Raw genomic sequence first — 21,441 nt, 5'->3', positions numbered from 1 at the left:
CCGCTAGGCCATGGCCTCAATGCCAAGAGTGCTGTTAATTCAGGTCGCGATCGCAGGCGATAGCTGGGCATCTACCCAGATAGTCGGCTGTTAGCACATTCGGCTATTTTCGACGTAGCAGTAATGAGTTAACTACCACCGCTACGGAGCTAAAGGCCATCATGCCACCTGCTGCGGCGGGGCTGAGGCTGACCCCGACGGTGGGCAGCAGCACCCCAGCAGCGAGGGGAATCACCACGAGGTTGTAGGCAAAAGCCCAGGCCAAGTTTTGGCGAATTTTGTTAAAAGTGGCGCGGCTGAGGGTGAGGGTTTCGAGCACCCCGGAGAGGTGGTCGCCCATGAGAATTACATCGGCGGTTTCCATGGCGATGTCGGTACCGGAGTGGAGACTAATGCCGACATCAGCCTGGGCGATCGCAGGCGCATCATTAATCCCGTCGCCCATCAGCGCTACGGTGTGGCCCTCGTCCTGAAGCTGGCGAATCGCGTCAACTTTGCCCTGGGGGGAAACTTCAGCGGTGACCTGGTTGGGTTTGAGGTTGAGCTGAGCGGCGATCGCCCTCGCTACCTCCTTTCTATCACCCGTCAGCACTCGCACCTGGAGCCCCTGTTTCTGCAGAGTTTCAACCACGGCGGCAGCATCGGGGCGCAGATGGTCTGCGATCGCTACCAGCCCCACTACAGAATTTCCCAGCGCCACGTAAACCACTGTCTGTCCCGCTTCCGCCAGCGCCTTAGCTCGATCTTGCACTGCGGCATCGAGCACCATCTCTCGCTGGGTCATCCACTGCTGGTTGCCTAGGGCGCAGGGTTGCACGGTGTCTTGCCAGGTGACTTGAGCGGCTACGCCGAGGCCGGGTTGGGTGTCAAACTCATCGGCGGTTAGCAGGTCTAGTTCTCGCGCTGTCGCCGCTTGGTGTATGGCCTTGGCTAGGGGGTGGCGGGTGCCGCTTTCGACCGTGGCGGCGAGCTGCATAACGTCGGCTTCGCTTAGGTCTTCTGCAACAACGTGAACGGCTGTCACCTGGGGCTGGCCCACGGTGAGGGTGCCGGTTTTGTCGAACACGACCGTGTCGAGGTGATGAATGGTTTCGAGACTGTCGCCGCCACGAATCAGCAGGCCGCGCTCGGCCCCCAACCCAGAGCCGACCAGAATGGCGGTGGGGGTGGCCAGGCCCAAGGCACAGGGGCAGGCAACGACCATGACCGCGATCGCCAGCTTCAAGCTCACCAGCAGGGTCGAGGAGGTGTAGGTCATGGTATGGCCCATGTGAGCCATGCCCAGGGCCGAGTGCATCACCTGGGGCCAGTGGTGCAGTCCAATGAAGTACCAGAAGAGGAACGTAAGCGTGGCCAGAGACATCACCCCGTAGGTGAAGTAGCCCGAGATCAGGTCGGCCAGCCGCTGGATCGGGGCCTTGCGGCTCTGGGCCGTTTCCACCAAGCGAATCATTTGGGCCAGCACGGTGTCTTGGCCGGTGCCGGTCACTTGCAGAGCGATCGCGCCGCTCTGGTTCACCGTGCCCGCCGTCACCCCATCACCGGGCTGCTTCAGCACCGGCATTGACTCACCGGTTAGCATCGACTCATCCACAGTGGTTTGGCCCGAGACCACCGTGCCGTCGGCGGAGATCTTTTCGCCGGGCAGCACCTGCACCCACTCGCCCACCTGCACACAGCGGGCGGGCACCTCAACGCCTGTTTGGGCAGCCCCAGCGGTGGCGGGGTTAGAGATCAGCCGGGCCACGGCGGGCTGGAGTTCAACCAGCGATCGCAGCGCATCCGCCGCCCGATATCTAGCTCGCTGCTCCAAGGTGCGGCCCAGCAAAATAAACGCCAGCAGCATCACTGGCTCTTCAAAAAAGCACTCCCAACCCAAGCCGGGGAAAATCAGCGCCACCACGCTAGCCAGGTAGGCGCTGCCGCTGCCCAGGGCCACTAGAGTATTCATATTGGGAGCCAGCCGCCGCATACCGGCCCAACCATCTACCAGAATTTCTCGCGCCGGAAACGCCAGCGTCACCGTCGCCAAAATGGCGTGAAACCACAGATCGCTAAGAATGGGAATCGTCAGCCAGCCGAAGTGATTGAGGTGGCCAATGGTGGAAAGGATGAGCAGGGCGATCGCCACCCCCAACCGCTGCCCCTGCTGCTGCTGCTCGGCTCGCTTGGCGTCTACCCAGGCCGTCAGGTCGTCGCCGTCGCCATCGGTGGCTCTGGGCGTTGCCACAAAGCCCGCCTGAGTCACTTGGTCTGCCAGCTGATCGGCGCTCACCACGCCAGCCTCGGTTTCGACTACCGCCACCTCGGTCACCAGGTTCACCGTGGCCGATCGCACCCCATCCAACTGGGCAAGACGATTTTCTACGGCGCGCACACACCCAGCGCACTTCATGCCGCTGACGTTGAGCACCACAGTCTGACGGCTAGATGGCTCTAAACTCGTTTCTGAAGCAGCGGTTTGGGGAGAAAGAACTTGCATGGGTGAAACGCTAGGGGCAATAGATCTAGCCTACCAAGCCCCTTCTCTCCTGCGTATCTTCCCGCTTGACGAAAAATCGAACCTTCGCTCTCCATCTGCCTAAATTGTGGCCAGGCTAGAGTCCCGCAAGTTCCTTGCCATCAAGGGTTTGAAGAAATCAATTGACCGATCGCTTTGACTCGCAATCTGCTGCTGCTTTATTAACTACCGCCTTCAGGTACCCGGCAATACTCATAAAGATAATAGGATCTCACCCTGCACCTTTCCTTAGGCGTAGGCTTATGCCCCTGGGCAGTTGCTGGCGGATTAGCTAGATACTTAGACTGGCCACATATGTAGACAGCCAGCTTGAGTAGCCGTTTAGCCTACACAGCAATCTTTTCTCCACCACTTCACCGCCAAAAGTTCAAGCTAGAAGAACATTACATACGCGATCGCAAACCCCGACGCCTCAGAATTCATGCGCGACCTGCAAACCCTTACCGGCCAACCCTTCGACTTGATCATGATTGGCGGTGGCATCAACGGTGCCGCCACGACGCGAGATGCTGCCCTGCGCGGCTTACGTACCATCCTGCTTGAGAAAGGCGACTTTGGTGGCGGCACCACTAGCTGGTCGAGCCGCCTTATTCACGGCGGGCTGCGATATTTAGAATACTTTGAGTTCAACCTGGTGCGCGAGTCGCTCCACGAGCGCGAGGTGCTGCTGCGCAATGCCCCTCACCTGGTCAAACCGTTGTCGCTGACGATTCCTATTTATCGCAGCGGCTCGCGCAGCTACCGCATAGTTCAGGCAGGCATGGTGCTCTACGACCTGCTCAGCTACGACAAGTCGCTACCCAACCACCGCATGCTGTCGCGTAGCAGCACCCAACAGCTATTTCGCGCCATTGACGCCGATGGGCTAGCGGGGGCGGCTCAGTATTACGACAGCCAGGCCGAACATGCCGAGCGCCTGTGTTTAGAAAATATTCTCGATGCTGAGCAGGCCGGAGCCGCAGTGCTCAACTATGCCCAGGTCGAAGATATTCAGCTCAGCGAGCAGCGGATCGTTGGGTTGACCTGCCGCGATCTGCTCAGCGACAACACCTTTGAGGTGACGACCCACGATCGCACGGTGATAGTCAATACCTCTGGCCCCTGGGTTGACGAGGTCTGTGGGCTCAGCCAGTCGCCAGTCAGCCAAAATCGTAAGATCGGCGGCACCAAGGGCAGCCACATAATTGTCGATGCCTTCCCCGGCGCGCCCGACTCAGCCCTGTATGTAGAGGCCAAGTCTGACGGGCGGCCCTTTTTCATTTTGCCCTGGCTGGGCCAGTACCTGATTGGCACCACCGACGAACACTACGCAGGCTCCCTCGAAACGGTCAAGGCCGACGATGCCGAAATCGACTACCTGCTGAAGGAAACTAACGCCGTGCTGCCCGCCGCCCATCTAACTCGGGAAGATGTGCGCTTCACCTACGCCGGGGTGCGGCCCTTGCCCTATGCCGAGGGCAAAAAGACCGGCAGCATTACCCGCGCCCACATTCTGCACGACCACAGTCGAGAGGGGGCCAAGAACCTGATTTCGCTGATTGGTGGCAAGCTCACCACCCACCGCCAAGTGGGCGAAGAGTTGGTAAGTGCCGTCTTTCGCCAGCGAGGCGAGGTGGTGCCCGCCTGCCCAACCCACGATCGCCCCCTACCCGGAGCCATGCTGCTCGATGACCCCAGGGTGGGCGAGTGGCGCGATCGCTACCACCACCGCATCGGCCCCACCAGCTTCGATCACCTCCTCGGCATCTATGGCGCTCGCTTGGGCGACCTGCTAGCTCTAGTCGATCGCCACCCGGCCCTGGCCCAGCCCATTGTCGACTACGCCCCAGACATTCAGGCCCAGATTGTGTTTGCGGTGCAGGCCGAGATGGCTCACACCTTCATGGATATTCTGCGCCGCCGCACCACCGTGGCCATACACCACAACTATGGATTCGAGGCTCTACCCGTGGTAGCCCAGGTGCTACAGGAGTATTGTGGATGGAGTGAGGACATGTGCGATCGCAACATCCGCACCTACCACCAGTTCATGGCCGCCAACTGCATCCCCGACTATGCGCTGGGTGAGAAAAGGGCATCGTTGCAGACCGCGTAATCAAAAAAGTTTTGAGTTGTGAATTTTAAGTTTTGAATTAATGTCGTAGGACAAAAACTCAAAACTAAACACTCAAAATTCAAAACTTCCTTTCCCCTCCAGTCGCCACTCCCCATGCTCGTCGCCCCAACCTCCCAACAAATCATCTCGACCTACAAAAACCGCCCGGTTACCCTCGCCATTCTCGGATCTGGAGCCTGGGGCAATGCTCTGGCCCACATTGCTGCCGCCAACCACCACGCCGTGCGCCTGTGGTCGCGATCGGGCAGCGTGTCTCTGCAGAATGCCGTCGCTGGGGCGGAGGTGATTTTGTCGGCTATCTCTATGAAAGGAGTGCTAGACCTGGCCACTCAGCTCAAAGCATTGGAGATTCCTGAAACCACGGTGCTGATGACGGCTACCAAAGGCTTTGACCCAGAAACAACCCTGACGCCATCGGTGATTTTTCAGCAGGCCTTTCCCAACCATGCTGTAGCCGTGCTCTCTGGCCCCAATCTCTCTAAGGAAATTGAAGCCGGGCTACCCGCTGCCACGGTAATTGCCTGCGCCAACGAAACCGCCGCCGAGGCCGTGCAGCACGTATTTGCCTCCGACCACTTTCGCACCTACACCAGCACCGATCCCCTCGGGGCCGAGCTGGGCGGCACGCTCAAGAATGTAATTGCGATCGCCGTCGGTGTCTGCGAAGGGCTCAACCTGGGCTCTAACGCGCGATCGGCTCTGATCACCCGCGCTCTGCCGGAAGTCATGCGCATTGGCACCCACCTGGGCGGGCAGCCCGAAACCTTTTTGGGTCTCTCCGGCTTGGGAGACATGCTGGCCACCTGCACCAGCGCCCTCAGCCGCAATTACCGGGTAGGCTACGGCCTTGCCCAGGGAAAATCTTTAGAGCAAATTTTAGAGGAATTGGGCAGCACCGCCGAGGGCGTCAACACCGCCTATGTGCTCCACGATATTGCCCAGCGGGAGCAGCTTTCAGCACCAATTTCTCAGCAGGTGTATTTGCTGCTCAAGGGCGACATCTCAGCCGCAGAAGCCGTCGCCGCCCTAATGGAGCGCAAGCTCAAAGCCGAGGATTACCAAGAGGTCTTGCAGTGCGAGTGATCTGTGGGCATTGCTGAAGGCTGAGATAAACCCTGTACGAGCGGATAGGTATCTGCTCCTACAGAGTTATCGCCATAGCAGGTGAAATCTAGATCAGAACAGTTCAAAGTGCCGGGGTTAGAGCCCAGTGAGCACTTCTTCACTCTTCATTTTTCTGTCTTCGTTCTTTTAGATAGGCTCCGGGAAAGTTGAGGGCGAAAACATCTTGAGCATGGCGGTGTAGTGGGGTTCGTAGTACTTGACATTGATCGACCCCACGCAGGCCGAAAGCTCTTGGTCGAGCAGGTTGATCATCAGCCGCACCAAGCCCCAGTTCACCTTTAGCCTGGGGTACAGCATGACGCAGAGCGGGAACAACTCTTGGGCAATCGCCGAGATGTTGTTCTCTAGCATGCAGGTCCAGAGATAAATTTGAAACATCTCCACATCGCGAATGCTGGAGGTGCGTACTGCGTCCGCACTGAGAGGCCCGGTATAGCTCGCATAGTCAGGGCACAGCGCAATCACTTGATTCACAACGCTCTTAGCGATGCGGCTGGTGGCCGGCAGTGCTAGCCGCACCGTCTCTAGACGCGGGTGGTGGTAGTCATAGTTGGCCGCAGCAGCGTAGGCCCGGTGCAGCGGCATATACAACAGATCGTCAACCACTTTAAAGTAGTCTTGCAGGGCCGCTTGCTCTGCCTTGGGGGCTTCTGCCGAAAGCATCTGACCGCAGTAGTGAAACTGCATGCTGACAAACCCAATTACCCTTGGGTCGATCGCCGTATGGGCTTGGCGAATAGTGCCCAACCGCTTTGAGGCCACAACCGAAAACCGCTGGGGTGTCACCCCCTTGGCGTAGGCCGCCAGAGCTTCTTCATAGACCTGATGTACGTCCTTAGAAACGGTCCAGGGGTCAATCAGGCTAGGGCTGATTTGGTGCCGACGGACTTCGCGCGATAGCAGTGTTTCCGTTTTGTTCCAGGCCCGGGCGCTAACAGAGCGCAGAATATCGACGAGTTTTGCAGCGACATCTAGTCTAGATTGCGACTCATCTAAGCTCAGTAGCACCTGATCCTGACGATGCAGGTCTTTAACGTACTTCTTTGCCCAAACCTCCGACAGTGAAAGCACTTCGGCCTTGTTTGGAGCACCAACTTTTTCTAGCCGGCCAACTTTCAGGCTGGTCGATACCGAGAAGTCTGTCACCATAGGAGCACAACCACGATACGTAGGGAACTGGAACGACGGAAATTGTGATTTAAAAGCCATATTAAGCCCAGGCCGGTCAGCAAACTTGATGAACGCCCGGAAAAGGGTGCGCTGAATTCACCAAAGTTTATTCTTCGCAATGGTTCGCAAAGATAAGCAAGCTTTCGATGTCATTGATGAGCGATGCTGTCGTTTGCAGACCTTAGCTCAGCTATGACTAGCACTACTGAAAACTCTGGCGGCGTGTGAGACGTCTCAAAGAGGACGGCTTCGGTTTCCATTTGGCGGTTGGCGCACCAAGCACACCTACCTCGATAACCGTCGAGGGCAGTACCTGTAAGTCATAAAGCAGCAAGTTCCAGTCGCATACTCAGTGCCGGAAGACGGAGCCTTAAAAAGGGGGGCATGCCAGCCATACAGGTGGACACATGGCGTTTAGGGAGGTGAATAGCCTCTTAGATACCTACCTTGAGCGAGGGCGATCGCACTAACGCGTCACTAAAACAATGACATAGTCAGTAACGGACACAGGACTGGTAAGGGCTAGCTGCTAATTCATAGATGGGCAGTGGACTACCAAGTACTATCTGTTGTTCTTAGAAATGCAGCCTCTTCGTATCTAAAAAACTATTACCCTTTGGCTTCTTAAATCTCTCTCCTAGGTGAGATATCGCAACAACTCTTCTACTCCGATAGTCTTAAAAATTCTGTAAACGTCATAAAGCTGCTTCACAAGAATTTCTGAATTTACCATGTAGCCAGAATGTAGATAACGGCTAGCCTAACAACGAATGAGAGCAAAAAATTTCAACCGTAATTTAGCCTCGAATTAATTTTTCCTTAGGAAAGAATATATTCCTGCTGACAGTTAGCGCCATTTTCTGGATTATGTCCGGTGATGGATGAGATTGTGATGCCTAGCTAGTAAGTTGAAGCCATTGATGCTGATAGAGGTAATCTATGACTAATTTTTCTGAGCAAGTCGATAACGCTGTTAACCAAACTGCTGACCAGACTCAAAATTTGACTGGGCAAGCAGGAAACGCTGTCGACCAAATTCCTGAGCGGACTGAAGAATTGGCTCAAAAAGCCGATGACGCATCTCACCAGGTTCCTGACCAGGTTCAAGCGGCCAAAGACGTAGTGACTAAGCCTTTGCCCAAGCCTCCCGCCATGTCGGTGAACCAGGCATCTGCCGAAGAACTACTCAAGCGCCTGCAATGGGGCGAACCGGCGCTAACGATCATTGACGTGCGCAGCCGAGAAGAATTCAACAATGAGCGGATTACTGGCGCTGTGCCCATGCCCATCGACCACGTTCTAGATAATGCTGAGAATGCCCTAGAGCATAAGCGCGATATTTACGTCTACGGCGACAGTGCTGACGATGCTGCTGGCCAACTCCGTCAGGCAGGCTATGCCAAGGTGGCCGTGGTACAGGGCGGGCTGGAATCATGGAAAGCCGTTGGTGGCCCTACCGAAGGCGTTTACGCTTTTTCATCGCCGCTTAAGGATTAGACGCTTTTAGCAACCCATTGAACAGTAAAAACCTGACTCAAGAAGCTAAAAAGGTGCTCTGGATTGAGGCTGCGGCGATCGCCCTCACAGCCCAAGATCACAGTTCAGGAATGTTCAAATCGGATCTAGTTTAGAACAAGGCTTGATCAGCCAATAGCCATGGTTAATTGATTCCCCTCGTACTCTTCTTCATTGAAGAAAGTGCGGGGGGAATTGATGTTTGTTGTCGCAGTTTGGCTTATGCCAAGACGCATTCACCCAACGACCCAGGGCTTAACCTGGGGAACCTACAATGGCTTGTAGCGTTTATGCACCCGCACTATGGACTTTCTCTGCCAAGCGATCATCTTTGATGTCGACGGGGTGCTAATCGACTCAGACCCGGTAGCAGAGCGCCACTGGCGGGCCTGGGCCGATCGCCACGGGGTTGACTACGATGCGATCGCCCGCATTCACCACGGTCGCCCCACGGCAGAAACCATTCGCCAGGTTGCGCCTCACGTGGATGTTGCCCAGGAGGCTCACCTCAAAGAAACCGCCGAGGCTGACGACACCGAGGGATTGATCCTCTACGCCGGAGTGAAGGAGCTGCTGGCTCAGCTGCCGCGCGATCGCTGGGGAGTGGCCACTAGCGGCACCCGTCGCACGGTCTCCCTGCGCTTCCCGTACTTAAGACTGCCAGACCCCTCGGTGATGGTGACCGCCGACGATGTGCAGCGCGGCAAGCCAGCACCCGACCCCTATCTGCTGGCGGCTGAGCGCCTGGGCGTTGCTCCGGCCGACTGCCTGGTGATTGAAGACGCTCCCGCTGGGGTTGAGGCGGCCAAAGCTGCCGGAGCAACGGTAATCGCGGTGACAACAACCAATCGAGCCGAGGATTTGGGGTTGGCCGATGCGATCGCCCCTGCCCTAGCCGCCCTTCAAATCAGCGTTGGCCCCAATGGGCTGCTGGTTCAGGTAGATGCAGTATAAAACTTGACCGCAGATGCAGTTTCAGTTTTTGTAACCATCCTGAGCTGGTCAACCCCATCGCGTAGGTTAGGGGCATAGCTTTGCGAGGGCCTGAGGATGGAACACCACTGGAATGTTTGGTTACTGGGCGCAATTGCGGCAGGAACCCTGCCCCTAGCCCTCGCGGCCCCAATCCAGGCTTGGGACCCGATTGCGCCCAACCCCAACGCTAATGCCAACGCCAACCCGACAGAAAGCTCTCCTATGCCACCAATCGTGCAGCGCCAGGCCTTTGACCGCTACCGGCAGGTGATCGAGCGCACCCAGGCCATGGTGCACGACCCCATCGCCCGCCAGCTGGCAGAATCGCTCAACCTCAACGTGCTCAACGTCACCTGGGAGGACACGGGGCGCTTCTACGGCTCCTCCGTTGGCCCCAACATCAGCGATATGACCATTCAGGTGCAGCAGCAGGATCCAGTGAGTCGGCAGCACCAGCTGCACCTGATGCCGGTGATTCGCCATCCCAACTTTGAAGACATCAGCGCCGACATTCCCCTAGAGAGCTTTTTTCTCCAGGTGGGCAACGAGAAAGGTGAAGACCTGCGCCGGGTGGCTTTAAGCGAGGTGCTGGGCGATCTGCGTAGCTACCTCAGCACCCCAGATTCTTGGAGCGGGCGCGGGCGATCGCTCCTGGCCCCCCGGCGCGATAGCCATGTGCTGGTCAGCGCCCAGGCCTGCTTTTTGCCAATTCCCCAGGAGGGTTCGGCCACGTTTAACCCGGTGCTGTTTAACTATCAGTCTCGCCCCGGCGACCCGGCGGTGCTGACCATTCTCGCTACCCGCGAAGGCACCAGCGTCACCGTGATCGACAACCAGCGCGACGGTTTTGAGGCTGGGCAAACCTGGGGCCAGCGCCTCTTCTTCAACAAAAATGGCGAACGGGCCAGCTTTACCGGCCAGCGTCTCAGCGATTTTCAGGCGGTGGAGAATCCTGGGCGACCTGGAGAAGTTGCTGAGGACGACACCGAGGGGCTGAATATGGTTTTGCTGATTCAGGTGCCCCTCAAACAGCGGGCGCCCATGCGGCAGCAGTCATCGTTTGACACCATGGCTCCGGCAGCCCCCATGGCCGCCGCTCCCTTGATGGAATCCCGTGGCCCTAGCGATGTGGAGGCCGCCGTTATCGGCCACGGTGCGGTGGAAGGGCCATTCACTGAAATTGACAACCTGGCTATTGAGCGCGACCCCGACTACCCAATTCGGGTCACGGTGCAGTTTTACAAAGCCACCAGCAACGGCGTAGTGTCGGAAGCCGACATGGCGGAAATTCGCGAGCAGATCGATCGCGTCTACGCCGAGGCCGACTACGTGGGCAGCCTGGTGGTAGATGGCCCCAGCGATCGCCCCACCGAGCACGACGGCCCCAAGGATGAGCCTGCTGATTGGTGGCAGCGGTTCTGGGAGTTCCAGCGCAACCTGCGCGATCGCTAGAGTTCGGGAGCGTAGATCGCCTGCACAAAGCGATCGCGCCCCGCCAAATCTAAACAAGTTTGAATATCGCAATAGCATCCCTGCGCTTCCAGCAGTTCTCGGACTGCATCTCCCTGGCCCGCCATCATTTCCACTAGCCAGAGCCCGCCCGGCACGAGGAATTTAGAAGCCTGGGCAGCGAGCAGGCGGAGATCGTCCAGACCATCGTCGCCGCCATCCAAGGCACTAGCGGGTTCGTGGTTGATCACCTCGGGTTGCAGCGTCGGCAGCAGTGCCGAGGGAATGTAGGGCGGGTTCGACACCACAGCGCTGAGCTGCTCACGGTAGGTATCCAGCGGTTCAAACCAGGAGCCTTGGTAGAAGGTGATGCGGTGGCTCAACCCCGCCCTAGCCGCATTCTCCTGAGCGATCGCCAGCGCTTCACCGCTAAAATCCACCGCCAAAATCTGAGCCGACGGAAAGGCTTGGGCAAGACCCAGGGCGATCGCGCCACTGCCGGTGCCCATATCGACCCAAATGCCCTGAGACAGCTGATCTCCGATCGGGCTGCGGGCGATCGCCGCCTCAGCCAGATCGATAATCAGCTCGGTCTCAGGACGGGGAATCAGCACCGCCGGAGACACGGTCAGCATCAGATCGCGCCAGGGAGTTTCGCCCACCAGGTATTGCACAGGAGTGCGATCGGTGAGCCGCTGCTGCCAGCGACACTCCAACTCGGCCAGAGAACAGCAAAGGGGAATTGTCCCTCGCTGCTGCACCGTACCCAGCCTTAGCGACAGCCGATCTACCTCCGCCACCGCCATCAGCAACCAATCGACTTCGTCGGCGTCAACTCCCGCTGCCTGAACATCTGCTAACGCCTTTTCGCGCCAAGCCCACAGCTCCGCCCCTGAAATAGAATCACTTTCTGCCATTGACTTGGTGGATCTCAAATAATGTGTCAAAGGCAGCGACAGACTGCTGGCCCTCACTCACTCTCCTACTCGCCCACCCCCTCACCCATCACTCCCCCACTCCCCTAACGCGTCCACCGCGCCTTAGACCCGCGCGCATCTAAATGCACCAGCGCCGGGAACCGACTGTAGCGGCCCAGTCCACCCGGCCACCAGGGATCCAGCGCCCAGTAAACCTGATTGCCCGTGAGCCCCATGCAGTAAAAGTCGATAGCATCGCCCACCACGTGGCGACTCTCAGAGGCCCCGCCTAGCCGACTGTCGAGCTCAGGGGGGCGGTACCAGCTAGTAATTAGGAAGGGCCGACCGACGCGATCGCGGGCATGCTGGGCCAAGGCGGCAATGCGCACAATGGCATCCACCGTGGCCTGATTAGGAGGCATGCGGGCACCGCCACGGGTAGCTTCTGCCCAGGTAAAGTTGCCGTTGGGCACAATGCTAGCGTCCAGCTGAATATTGTTGGGGGTCCACTGAGCGGGGCGCGGCGGCAGGGGTGCAGGCACCGGCGCGGGCATGGCCTCGGGTGACGAAGGGGCCGCGCGCTCCAATCGACGCAGATCTTCAAATAGCGACTGAATTGCGGGGATGCGCCCCTCCAGCCGCCGCCACAGCTGCACCAGGCGAATCAACGCCTCCCGCTGGTCTTCGGTGGGGGTATAGGTAGTGGGAATATTGGCTGCAAAGTCGAGCAGGGCGCGATCGAGGGTGCGGGCGGTTATGACTAGGGCCGCTGGGTTGTCGGTGTTTTGCGCCAGGTCGTCGGGGTTGACCCCCAGATGCTGAATGGCGGTGGTGCGCGAGTCGAGGCCAAACCAGCGGCGGTAGCCCTCGGTTAGCGCAAAGCGCAGGTCGCCCTGACCGTGGTAGAGATTGGGTATTTTTTGCACAAAGGCGAGCAGCGCCGAGTCAAGGGTTTCCAGGTTTGTTTCATGGGCAAAGGGGTCGTTGGTGAGCAGCCAGGCGATCGCCTCTTCCCGCCCATCCATCGCCCGCCACAGCTGCACCAGGCGAATCAGCGCCTCACGCTGGTTGGGGTAGCCCGCGTAGTAGCGAGCCACCGACTGCATAAAGGCCACCAGCGCATTGTCCAAAGCCGCTTCGTCAGGCACCTGGTCAACCACTGGGACGCTCAAAACCTCATACACCGCTGCCGCCGTGTTGAGCTGTCGCCACAGCCGCACCGCCTCGACCATGGCCTGACGCTGAAAGTCGAGCCGGCCATAGTTGGGCGGCACCCGCTCGGCAAAGGCCAGCAGGGCCGGGTCGAGCTGGCTCACATTCTGGGGCAGCTGCGCCCCGCTGTAGTCGGTGCCAATGTCGTCGAGGTAAGCCTGAAGCAGGGCGGCGGCATCACTGGGTTCGAGCTGGGCGGCATCGCGATCGCCCTCCGTCGGTGTAAAGCCATTGGCTACCGCCTGCAGAAAGCGATCGCTGTAGCGCCCCACGCTGGCATCCCAAATGTCGGCCCCGCTCCAGCCCTGCTCAACAAGACCATTGGTGAGGCTGCGCAGGGTGTTAGCCGCATACTGCACCTGGGCCGCAAAGGTGTCGACCTCGCCCATATCCACCTGGTTTACCGGGGCAATGCCCAGGCCCGTTTCGCCGTCGGTGAGCTGGGGCTGATTATGCACGGCATAGAGGGCCGCCAAAATAGGCTTGTGCACCCCCGCGCGCCCCCCTTCCAGTAGATAGTAATAGTTGCGTTGATCGGGTGCTAACGTGCTCATAGCGTGCATTAAGCCACAATGACCTATTCACAGTAACCACAAAGTGTAAACTCGATGGGCGAAGTTCAACCATTACCCAGCCACGGGTTTTCACCCCGGCCCCAGCTCCTAGCCACCGACATGGATGGCACCCTCACCCGCCAGGGCAAATTTACCCCTGCCCTGCTGCAAGGGCTGGAGCAGCTCCAGGGGTTGGGCCTGCCGGTGATGATTGTCACCGGGCGATCGGCGGGATGGGTGAATGGCCTAGCCCACTATCTGCCCGTAGTGGGGGCCATGGCCGAAAACGGTGGCATCTACTTTCCCCAAAACGGTCCGCCAGAGCCACTGGTTGACATTCCCAACCTGGTCGCCCACCGCCAGCTGCTGCAACAGGCCTTTGCCCAACTGCAATGGCGGTGGCCCAAGCTGCGCGAGTCAGACGACAATCGCTTTCGCCTCACCGACTGGACGTTTGACATTGAGGGCCTGACCCAGGCCGATCTAGATGAGATGGCGCAACTGTGCCAATCGCTGGCCTGGGGGTTTACCTACAGCACCGTGCAGTGCCACCTATTTACGCTGGGCCAGTCTAAGGCGGCGGGCTTGCAGCGGGTGCTTGAGCGCTACTTTGCACCGATCGCCGCCGCTGAGGTCTTGACCGTGGGCGACAGTCCCAACGACGAGAGCATGTTTAACCCAGCCCTGTTTCCCCAGTCGGTGGGGGTGGCCAATGTGGTCGACTACTGGCCTCGGCTTACTTATCACCCCACCTACGTCACCCAAGCCACCGAAGTGGCCGGGTTTTTAGAACTCGTAGAAGCCTTAGTGCAGAATTTTTAGAATTGGCTTGGAACGACCAGTTTTGTAACAAAAAAAGACGTTGTTTTCTATTGCTGACAACCAGCTCCCATAACATTGTCAGACATAAAATATTTTTGAAGTTTTAACCCTAAGGGCGGGCGGTACTTTTACCATGCCAGACAATGGGCCAGAGTGTTCTGCCAGCTACTCTGCTCTAATTAGTTCAGATGCCCTGCCCTAAAGTGTTTCATTTTGTTGAAATCAAAAAACAATCTGAATATCTAGACCATCCAGGTCAGTAGGGGAGATTGTAGTAGTCGGCAGGATGGGGCAATTTTGTAGAAAATATAGGTAAAACCAGGCCATTTAGACTAATTGACGCTCCTTGTAATTCCTTTGAAGCCGGGGGTTATGTCACGGAACCGCCCCTTTGCTACTACCTAGAGCCTGTTTGCATCGACTGTGCGATCGCCCCTCCGAGGAACAACTTCATCGCCTCGCGCTCTCTGAGCCTGACGCAAAATTTGACTGCCTCTGATCCCGTTTCACTAGCGCTAGGGTTGGGATCTTTTTTTATCGTCATTCTCTCGTTTACTGCCTGCGTTTTTGTTGTTTAAGGCCATTCCCCTCGTAACTCCCTATGACCATTGCAGCACCCAAAGACAATTCTGTAGCCGCTCCCCTAGATGCCGCCCCTCTAGGGCTTAAGGTAGGCATTCCGAAGGAGGTGTTTGCGGGCGAACAGCGGGTCGCCGCTACCCCCGACACCGCCAAAAAACTGCAAAAGCTAGGCTTTGAGGTCTTGGTTGAAACCCAGGCCGGAGCCGGGGCCAGCTTTACTGACAGTGCCTACGAAGCCGCTGGCTGCACGGTGGTGGCCGATGCCATCAGCCTGTGGGAAGCCGCCGATGTCGTGCTGAAGGTGCGATCGCCCCAGCACCATCCCACGCTCGATCGCCACGAGGCCACCCTGCTCAAGCCTGAGCAAACCCTGGTCAGCTTTATCTGGCCTGCCCAGAACCCCGAGCTGCTAGAGCAGCTGGCCCACCAGGGCGGCACTGTCCTAGCGATGGATTCTGTCCCCCGCATTTCCCGCGCCCAAAAGCTAGATGCCCTGAGCTCGATGGCCAACATCGGCGGCTATCGAGCGGTGATCGAGGCCGCCAGCCACTTTGGTCGCTGCTTCACCGGCCAGATTACCGCCGCTGGCAAAATGCCCCCCGCTAAGGTGATGGTGATTGGGGTTGGCGTGGCCGGGCTGGCGGCGATCGGGGCGGCCAAGAGTTTGGGGGCGATCGTCAAAGCCTTTGACACCCGCCTGGTGGTCAAAGAGCAGGTACAGAGCCTGGGCGCAGAATTTCTAGAGCTGCACTTTGAAGAAGACGGCAGCGGCGAAGGCGGCTACGCCAAGGTGATGAGTCCGGCCTTTATCGCCGCTGAAATGGCTCTCTTTGCTCAGCAGGCCAAGGATGTTGACATCATCATCACCACGGCACTGATCCCCGGTAAACCAGCGCCGCTGCTGATTACCCAAGAGATGGTCGAGAGCATGAAGCCCGGCTCGGTAGTAGTCGATCTGGCCGCTGAACAGGGGGGCAACTGCGAAGTCACCGAGCCCGGCCAGGTGATTTCGCACAACGGCGTCACCATCATCGGCCTGACCGATCTACCCAGCCGCATGGCCTCCCAGGCCAGCCAGCTCTACGGCAACAACCTGGTGCACCTGCTCAGCGACCTGGGCGGAGCCGAAAATTTCACCGTCAACATGGAAGACCAGGTGATTCGCGCCACTACCGTGATTCACAACGGCCAAGTGACCTGGCCCCCTCCCAAGGTAGAAGCTCCCGCTCCCAGCGTCTCCCCCACCTCCCCTACCTCCCCCACCGCTGAGGAAATTCCCGCTGCTAAGCCCTGGTTTAGTCAGTTGCTCTGGCCCGTGCTAATTGGCCTGGCCTGTGTGGCTATCGGCCTCTGGGCTCCCGCCTCATTTATGACCCACCTGACGGTCTTTGTCCTCGCCAGCTTCCTCGGTTGGAAGGTGATTTGGGACGTGTCGCCCAGCCTACACACTCCCCTAATGAGCGTCACCAACGCCATCAGCGGCATCATCATCATCGGCGGCATGCTGCAAATTTCTAATAACATCGCCTCACCAATGACGATATTGGGAGCGATCGCCCTCTTCCTTGGCACCGTCAACATCGCCGGGGGCTTTATGGTGTCGCAGCGCATGCTGAACATGTTTCATAAGTAATTCTTTTTGAATTTTGCATTTTGAACTTTGAATTCAAAATGCAAAATTCAAAGTTCAAAATTTGCCCTCCTCCCCATTCCCCTACCCTATGGAAAACAACCTCGTAACCACCGCTTACATCGTCGCCAGCGCCCTCTTCATCCTCAGTCTGGCGGGGCTGTCGCAGCCAGAAACCGCTAAGCGGGGCAACCTGCTGGGCATTCTCGGCATGGCGATCGCCTTTGGGGCCACGGCGCTGATCTGCCAGGGCTACCCCGTCCAGATTGGCTCCATCGGCCTCGGTGTGCTGGTGGGTGTGCTGGCCGCTGCCCGCGTGGCAATGACCGATATGCCCGAAATGGTGGCGCTGCTCAACAGCTTTGTGGGCTTGGCCGCTGTTCTAGTCGGCTTTGCCGAATACCTCCAGCCTAGTGCAGCGCTCACGGGCACGGATATCACTGTTCACCGGGTGGAAATCTATATTGGCGTGTTCATTGGCATCGTCACCTTTACTGGGTCAATGATTGCGGTGGCCAAGCTGCGGGGCTGGGTGCCCAGCCGGGCGGTGCTGCTGCCCGCGCGCCACGTATTCACGCTGGGAATGCTGGGGGCGATCGCAGTCCTCGTCGCACCCTTTCTCACCGCTACCGGCAGCCCAGGAATGTGGATTTTAGCGGCGATGACGGCGATCGCAGGCATCTTTGGCATCGTGATTGTGATGGCGATCGGCGGAGCCGACATGGCGGTGGTGATTTCGCTGCTCAACAGCTACTCGGGGCTGGCTTCGGCAGCAGCGGGTTTTATGCTCAACAACGACCTGCTGATTATTACCGGGGCACTGGTGGGCAGCAGTGGAGCCATTCTCAGCTACATCATGTGCAAAGGCATGAACCGCTCCTTCGTCAACGTGCTGCTGGGGGGCTTTGGAGAAACCGCTAGCTCCGGCAAGGCGGCTGCCCTGGAGGGCAGTGCCACTAGCACCACCACCGGCGAAGTCGTCGAACTGCTGGCTAATGCCCAGAGCGTGGTCATCGTCCCCGGCTACGGCATGGCCGTGGCCCAAGCCCAGCACCCCGTAGCGGAGATCACCCGCCTGCTCCGCGCTCAGGGCAAACAGGTGCGGTTCGGTATCCACCCCGTGGCGGGCCGCATGCCTGGCCACATGAACGTGCTGCTGGCCGAGGCCAACGTGCCCTACGACATCGTGCTGGAGATGGACGAAATCAACGACGACCTGTCCCACACTGATGTGGTGCTGGTGGTTGGTGCCAACGACACCGTCAACCCCAGCGCCAAAAATGACCCCACCAGCCCGATCGCCGGCATGCCCGTGATGGAAGTCTGGGAAGCCGATACCGTAGTAGTGCTCAAGCGCGGCATGTCGTCGGGTTACGCCGGAGTCGAGAATCCGCTCTTCTTCAACGACAACACGCTGATGCTGTTTGGCGACGCCAAAACCAACGTCAACGGCATCCTCGCCCAGCTCTCTGCCTCAACAGCTCCCACCCCCGCTCTCGCCGCAGCCTAGCTCGTATCGGATGTGCTTAGCTTGTTGTAGGGCATCCGATACGAGCAACATAGTAGGTAGATAGATGGTCTTGGTTAGGGACAAAAGCCATGCTGCGTGAAACTCTCAAACAAGAGATTGATAAACTCAGCGAAAGTCAACTGAAGAAAATTGCTGAGCTTGTCAACTCGTTCAAGTCTCAAACTGAACCGCCATCTCAGGACAATCTGTTCTGGCAGCATGCGACTGCTTTGGAGCGTGCTCAGAACTTTCGTACCTGGGTCTCGCAGCTACCTCAAACAGGCCCGAGTCTTTCAGATGAAGCGTTTGACCGCAGCACCATTTACGACTGATGGTCAAATATCTGCTAGACACCAACATTGTTCTACGGTTCAGAAACCCGTCTGACGAACAACATGGGCTAGTGACAGAGGCCGTCGCCACCTTGCTTATGCAGGGGTATGAGTGTTGTTTAACGGCACAAGTTCTGATTGAGCTTTGGGTTGTTGCCACTCGTCCTACTGAGGTAAATGGCTTGGGTTGGTCAATCGAGCAAACGCGCCAAGTGATTGATCAACTGACTGTTCGATTTCCCCTGGTAGAAGAAGGGCCGCAAATTCTATGGACTTGGCTTACTCTTGTAACCGAGAATGAAATTAAGGGTAAACGAACTCACGATGCTCGCCTTGCAGCTGTGATGGCAGTTGCGGATATTAGCCAGATCTTGACGCTAAATCCAAGTGATTTTGCGGGTATTCTGGGAATCCCCACTGTGCGTCCTCAGGATATTGATGGGAAGGTTCCTGAGACTCAAGTTTTAAGGGATTGGCTACTCACTGAATTTGAATTAGTTAAACCCTAATACAATCAGCACCCCAGGTCGTAGGATGGATCAGCACAGCAGGATCTATCCTACGACTTGGGAGTTTTGGTAAGCGGGTATGAAGCTTAAGCGCAGTACGGTAATGCTGGTAGGGGTGGCCTTTTTGCTGGGGGCCGGGGTGCTGATTGCTGAGTCGCAGCGATCGCAGTCTCCCGAATCAGCCACCGAAACCGAACCGACAGCGCCCATCTTCACCTTTGAAGAAACCGACGTTGCCACCCTCACCGTCGATCGCGGCAATGAAACCCTGGTCTTTACGCAGGGCGACGGTGAAACCTGGCAAATGACCAAACCTCAAACTGCCCCGGCTGAACCAGGGGCGATCGCCTTCCTTCTCAGCCGTCTCAATACCGACTCGCCCCTACAAACCGTCACCATGCGAGCCGACCAGGCTACCGACTTTGGATTCAACGCCCCCCTAGGCATCGTCACCGTTACCCTCAAAGACGGCACCGAGCACGAGCTAATTTTGGGTGGCCCTGACTTCAGCGGCAGCGCCAACTATGCTGTAGTGGATCCCGAGCCCTGGCCCCCAGCTGGGGAGTCAGAATACTCAGTCTTCGTCGTCACCCGCGACGTGGCCAACGGCATCAATCGCCCCCTAGCGGAGTGGAAGATGCCGGTAGAAACCCCAGCCTCAGCAAATCCGGGGGCCAATTCAACCCCAGAGAGCAGCACACCAGCGGCAGCCCCTCCAGCCCCGGCACCAACTCCGGCGCCTACCCCAACACCTAATCCGACACCCACTGTAGAGCCTTCGGCAAACGAGGCTCAGCCTGCACCTGCGCCAACTGGCAGCCCTGCTCCTGGGGCTACCAATTGAGTGCCGTTGCGGGTGCTAGGCTAAGCCCACCGTTGCTTTCGCGCGGTCGATGAGCGCTGAATCGCATTGATTTAAGGTTGGTGGGCAGTGCCCACCTACGCCTGCCCCACAAACTCTCCAAAGCGAGACCACCAACTGACCTTGGGCTTCTATAACCCAACTACCATCCACCCGCCCACTCATCCACTCCTCAATGGCTTCTCCCACCGCTATTTTGCTGTTCTCTTGCCCAGACCAAAAGGGTTTGGTGGCCAAGATTGCCAACTTTATCTACGCCAACGGCGGCAACATTCTCCATGCCGACCAGCACCGCGATCCAGAGGCTGGGCTTTTTTTGTCGCGCCTAGAGTGGGAGCTAGAGGGGTTCAACCTGCCCAGAGAAATTATTGGGCCGGCCTTTGCGGCGATCGCCCACCCCCTCGGGGCCACCTGGCAGCTCCACTTTTCTGACGCCGTGCCTCGCCTGTCGATCTGGGTCAGCCATCAAGACCACTGCCTGCTCGACCTGCTTTGGCGGCACAAAGCAGGCGAGTTCAAGGCCGAAATTCCGCTGATCATCAGCAATCACCCCCACCTTAAACCCATCGCTGACCAGTTTGGTATCGCCTTCGAGCACCTGCCGATGACCAAAGACACCAAGGCTGAGCAAGAACAGCGGCAGCTAGAACTCCTCAAGGCATACAACATTGATCTGGTGGTGCTAGCCAAATATATGCAGGTGCTCAGCTCAGATTTCCTGGTCCAGTACGATCGCGTTATCAACATTCACCACTCGTTTTTGCCCGCCTTTATGGGAGCAAACCCCTACCAGCGCGCCTTTCAGCGGGGGGTGAAGATCATTGGGGCCACCGCTCACTACGTCACCTCCGACCTCGATGAAGGCCCGATTATTGAGCAAGATGTAGTGCGCATCAGCCACCGCGACGACGTGAAGGAGCTAATTCGCAAAGGCAAAGATGTGGAGCGCATTGTGCTCGCCCGCGCCGTGCGGCTGCACCTGCAAAACCGCACCCTTGTCTACGGCAACCGCACCGTAGTGTTTGCTTAATCGCCCATATTCAAGGGTCCTAAGCAAGAGATGGCTTGATCGTCCCGTGATCGCTACCTAGGGGCAATCGCTAGGATAGGACAAGATTCACTCACTCTTCCTTTGGGCCAGCTATGACTACCTTGCCGCTCACTGAAATTGTCAATTTAGAGATCTCGCCCCTGCCAAGAACCGCCCTAGACGAGCTCTACCATTTCTTGCAGTATTTGCAATTTAAGTACAGTGCTGACCTAGCGCAAGCGCTAGAAACCATTGAAGATGAAATTGATGGTTTTGACGCAGACATGGCGCTGCAAGAGCCGGGAAGCGTTTCGCTGGAGAGCTTTAAACAAGAGCTTGGTCTTGGATGAGCTACGAGATTCTGATCCAGCCCGCTGCCCAGCGACAGCTAAAAAAGCTTCCCTTGGCCGTTCAAAAAGACTTAGTTGTGCTGCTCGAGCGGCTAGCTCAAGAGCCTAGACCGCTGGGCTGCAAGAAGCTCAAGGGACGGCAAAATCAGTATCGCGTAAGGTTAGGTGATTATCGGATTATCTACAGCATTGAGGAGATGGCCCTCGTTATCCGAGTAATTAAAGTGGGTCATCGACGCGATATTTACGAGGAGCCGTAA

General features: G+C 57.7%; 18 protein-coding genes. 14 read left to right on the top strand and 4 right to left on the bottom strand.

Annotation, left to right across the window (positions count from 1 at the left end):
- Positions 1 to 103: 103 nt before the first annotated feature.
- Positions 104 to 2,482 carry a heavy metal translocating P-type ATPase gene (locus tag H6F75_RS25570; protein WP_190755809.1) on the bottom strand — a complete coding sequence of 793 codons (2,379 nt, stop codon included), beginning with the start codon at positions 2,480 to 2,482 and terminating at the stop codon, positions 104 to 106.
- Positions 2,483 to 2,942: 460 nt separating this feature from the next.
- Between H6F75_RS25570 and H6F75_RS25565 the strand changes: the two genes are divergently transcribed.
- Complete coding sequence (locus H6F75_RS25565) at positions 2,943 to 4,616, top strand: glycerol-3-phosphate dehydrogenase/oxidase (RefSeq protein ID WP_190755807.1); 1,674 nt, start codon at positions 2,943 to 2,945, stop codon at positions 4,614 to 4,616.
- A 114-nt stretch (positions 4,617 to 4,730) separates the two neighbouring features.
- The gene (locus H6F75_RS25560) at positions 4,731 to 5,720 is read left to right on the top strand and encodes an NAD(P)H-dependent glycerol-3-phosphate dehydrogenase (protein WP_190755805.1); all 990 of its coding nucleotides are present in this window, start codon (positions 4,731 to 4,733) and stop codon (positions 5,718 to 5,720) included.
- 168 nt (positions 5,721 to 5,888) lie between these two features.
- Here H6F75_RS25560 and H6F75_RS25555 read toward each other — a convergent pair whose 3' ends face one another.
- The gene (locus H6F75_RS25555) at positions 5,889 to 6,911 is read right to left on the bottom strand and encodes a hypothetical protein (RefSeq protein ID WP_190755803.1); all 1,023 of its coding nucleotides are present in this window, start codon (positions 6,909 to 6,911) and stop codon (positions 5,889 to 5,891) included.
- Positions 6,912 to 7,871: 960 nt separating this feature from the next.
- On the opposite strand from H6F75_RS25555, the gene H6F75_RS28300 reads away from it, so the two are divergent.
- The 3 genes from H6F75_RS28300 to H6F75_RS25540 all read left to right on the top strand — a co-directional run bounded on the left by H6F75_RS28300 (position 7,872) and on the right by H6F75_RS25540 (position 10,874).
- On the top strand, positions 7,872 to 8,429 hold the full coding sequence (locus H6F75_RS28300) for a rhodanese-like domain-containing protein (RefSeq protein WP_242020351.1): 558 nt from the start codon (positions 7,872 to 7,874) through the stop codon (positions 8,427 to 8,429).
- A 321-nt stretch (positions 8,430 to 8,750) separates the two neighbouring features.
- Positions 8,751 to 9,401 (top strand): HAD family hydrolase, encoded by a 651-nt coding sequence (locus H6F75_RS25545; RefSeq protein ID WP_190755801.1) that lies wholly within the window; start codon positions 8,751 to 8,753, stop codon positions 9,399 to 9,401.
- Positions 9,402 to 9,497: 96 nt separating this feature from the next.
- Positions 9,498 to 10,874: a hypothetical protein gene (locus H6F75_RS25540; protein WP_190755799.1), complete on the top strand. Its 1,377-nt coding sequence runs from the start codon at positions 9,498 to 9,500 to the stop codon at positions 10,872 to 10,874.
- Here the strand turns inward: H6F75_RS25540 and prmC are convergent.
- Both prmC and H6F75_RS25530 read right to left on the bottom strand, forming a co-directional pair.
- On the bottom strand, positions 10,871 to 11,788 hold the full coding sequence (prmC, locus tag H6F75_RS25535) for a peptide chain release factor N(5)-glutamine methyltransferase (RefSeq protein WP_190755797.1): 918 nt from the start codon (positions 11,786 to 11,788) through the stop codon (positions 10,871 to 10,873). The two genes, H6F75_RS25540 and prmC, sit on opposite strands and share 4 nt — an antisense overlap.
- A 104-nt stretch (positions 11,789 to 11,892) precedes the next feature.
- On the bottom strand, positions 11,893 to 13,554 hold the full coding sequence (locus H6F75_RS25530) for a D-Ala-D-Ala carboxypeptidase family metallohydrolase (protein WP_190755796.1): 1,662 nt from the start codon (positions 13,552 to 13,554) through the stop codon (positions 11,893 to 11,895).
- A gap of 54 nt (positions 13,555 to 13,608) precedes the next feature.
- On the opposite strand from H6F75_RS25530, the gene H6F75_RS25525 reads away from it, so the two are divergent.
- From H6F75_RS25525 to H6F75_RS25485, 9 genes are all read left to right on the top strand, one after another.
- Complete coding sequence (locus H6F75_RS25525) at positions 13,609 to 14,376, top strand: HAD family hydrolase (RefSeq protein ID WP_190755794.1); 768 nt, start codon at positions 13,609 to 13,611, stop codon at positions 14,374 to 14,376.
- A 601-nt stretch (positions 14,377 to 14,977) separates the two neighbouring features.
- Entirely contained in the window at positions 14,978 to 16,591 is a 1,614-nt protein-coding gene (pntA, locus tag H6F75_RS25520) for a Re/Si-specific NAD(P)(+) transhydrogenase subunit alpha (protein WP_190755792.1), read from the top strand.
- Positions 16,592 to 16,679: 88 nt separating this feature from the next.
- Positions 16,680 to 18,098 (top strand): NAD(P)(+) transhydrogenase (Re/Si-specific) subunit beta, encoded by a 1,419-nt coding sequence (locus H6F75_RS25515; protein ID WP_190755790.1) that lies wholly within the window; start codon positions 16,680 to 16,682, stop codon positions 18,096 to 18,098.
- 89 nt (positions 18,099 to 18,187) lie between these two features.
- Positions 18,188 to 18,430, top strand: coding sequence for a hypothetical protein (locus H6F75_RS25510; protein ID WP_190755788.1), 243 nt, complete (start codon positions 18,188 to 18,190; stop codon positions 18,428 to 18,430).
- Entirely contained in the window at positions 18,430 to 18,939 is a 510-nt protein-coding gene (locus H6F75_RS25505; RefSeq protein ID WP_190755787.1) for a PIN domain-containing protein, read from the top strand. Before H6F75_RS25510 ends, H6F75_RS25505 begins: the two co-directional genes overlap by 1 nt.
- Positions 18,940 to 19,018: 79 nt before the next feature.
- Positions 19,019 to 19,783: a DUF4340 domain-containing protein gene (locus H6F75_RS25500; RefSeq protein WP_190755784.1), complete on the top strand. Its 765-nt coding sequence runs from the start codon at positions 19,019 to 19,021 to the stop codon at positions 19,781 to 19,783.
- 193 nt (positions 19,784 to 19,976) lie between these two features.
- Positions 19,977 to 20,831 (top strand): formyltetrahydrofolate deformylase, encoded by an 855-nt coding sequence (gene purU, locus H6F75_RS25495; RefSeq protein WP_190755783.1) that lies wholly within the window; start codon positions 19,977 to 19,979, stop codon positions 20,829 to 20,831.
- 113 nt (positions 20,832 to 20,944) lie between these two features.
- Positions 20,945 to 21,181 carry a hypothetical protein gene (locus H6F75_RS25490; protein WP_190755780.1) on the top strand — a complete coding sequence of 79 codons (237 nt, stop codon included), beginning with the start codon at positions 20,945 to 20,947 and terminating at the stop codon, positions 21,179 to 21,181.
- Positions 21,178 to 21,441: a type II toxin-antitoxin system RelE/ParE family toxin gene (locus H6F75_RS25485; RefSeq protein ID WP_190755778.1), complete on the top strand. Its 264-nt coding sequence runs from the start codon at positions 21,178 to 21,180 to the stop codon at positions 21,439 to 21,441. Before H6F75_RS25490 ends, H6F75_RS25485 begins: the two co-directional genes overlap by 4 nt.

Origin of the sequence: Nodosilinea sp. FACHB-131 (assembly GCF_014695395.1) — a bacterium.
In the GTDB taxonomy this organism is placed as follows: domain Bacteria; phylum Cyanobacteriota; class Cyanobacteriia; order Phormidesmidales; family Phormidesmidaceae; genus Nodosilinea.
The sequence above is the reverse complement of the archived record's forward strand: the minus strand, read 5'-3'. Positions and strand labels throughout refer to the sequence as shown.

Bases quoted from the DNA above. Each gene is read 5' to 3' on its own strand.
- H6F75_RS25570 (WP_190755809.1), bottom strand. From the start codon at position 2,482: ATGCAAGTTCTTTCTCCCCAAACCGCTGCTTCAGAAACGAGTTTAGAG.
- H6F75_RS25565 (WP_190755807.1), top strand. From the start codon at position 2,943: ATGCGCGACCTGCAAACCCTTACCGGCCAACCCTTCGACTTGATCATG.
- H6F75_RS25560 (WP_190755805.1), top strand. From the start codon at position 4,731: ATGCTCGTCGCCCCAACCTCCCAACAAATCATCTCGACCTACAAAAAC.
- H6F75_RS25555 (WP_190755803.1), bottom strand. From the start codon at position 6,911: ATGGTGACAGACTTCTCGGTATCGACCAGCCTGAAAGTTGGCCGGCTA.
- H6F75_RS28300 (WP_242020351.1), top strand. From the start codon at position 7,872: ATGACTAATTTTTCTGAGCAAGTCGATAACGCTGTTAACCAAACTGCT.
- H6F75_RS25545 (WP_190755801.1), top strand. From the start codon at position 8,751: ATGGACTTTCTCTGCCAAGCGATCATCTTTGATGTCGACGGGGTGCTA.
- H6F75_RS25540 (WP_190755799.1), top strand. From the start codon at position 9,498: ATGGAACACCACTGGAATGTTTGGTTACTGGGCGCAATTGCGGCAGGA.
- prmC (WP_190755797.1), bottom strand. From the start codon at position 11,788: ATGGCAGAAAGTGATTCTATTTCAGGGGCGGAGCTGTGGGCTTGGCGC.
- H6F75_RS25530 (WP_190755796.1), bottom strand. From the start codon at position 13,554: ATGAGCACGTTAGCACCCGATCAACGCAACTATTACTATCTACTGGAA.
- H6F75_RS25525 (WP_190755794.1), top strand. From the start codon at position 13,609: ATGGGCGAAGTTCAACCATTACCCAGCCACGGGTTTTCACCCCGGCCC.
- pntA (WP_190755792.1), top strand. From the start codon at position 14,978: ATGACCATTGCAGCACCCAAAGACAATTCTGTAGCCGCTCCCCTAGAT.
- H6F75_RS25515 (WP_190755790.1), top strand. From the start codon at position 16,680: ATGGAAAACAACCTCGTAACCACCGCTTACATCGTCGCCAGCGCCCTC.
- H6F75_RS25510 (WP_190755788.1), top strand. From the start codon at position 18,188: ATGCTGCGTGAAACTCTCAAACAAGAGATTGATAAACTCAGCGAAAGT.
- H6F75_RS25505 (WP_190755787.1), top strand. From the start codon at position 18,430: ATGGTCAAATATCTGCTAGACACCAACATTGTTCTACGGTTCAGAAAC.
- H6F75_RS25500 (WP_190755784.1), top strand. From the start codon at position 19,019: ATGAAGCTTAAGCGCAGTACGGTAATGCTGGTAGGGGTGGCCTTTTTG.
- purU (WP_190755783.1), top strand. From the start codon at position 19,977: ATGGCTTCTCCCACCGCTATTTTGCTGTTCTCTTGCCCAGACCAAAAG.
- H6F75_RS25490 (WP_190755780.1), top strand. From the start codon at position 20,945: ATGACTACCTTGCCGCTCACTGAAATTGTCAATTTAGAGATCTCGCCC.
- H6F75_RS25485 (WP_190755778.1), top strand. From the start codon at position 21,178: ATGAGCTACGAGATTCTGATCCAGCCCGCTGCCCAGCGACAGCTAAAA.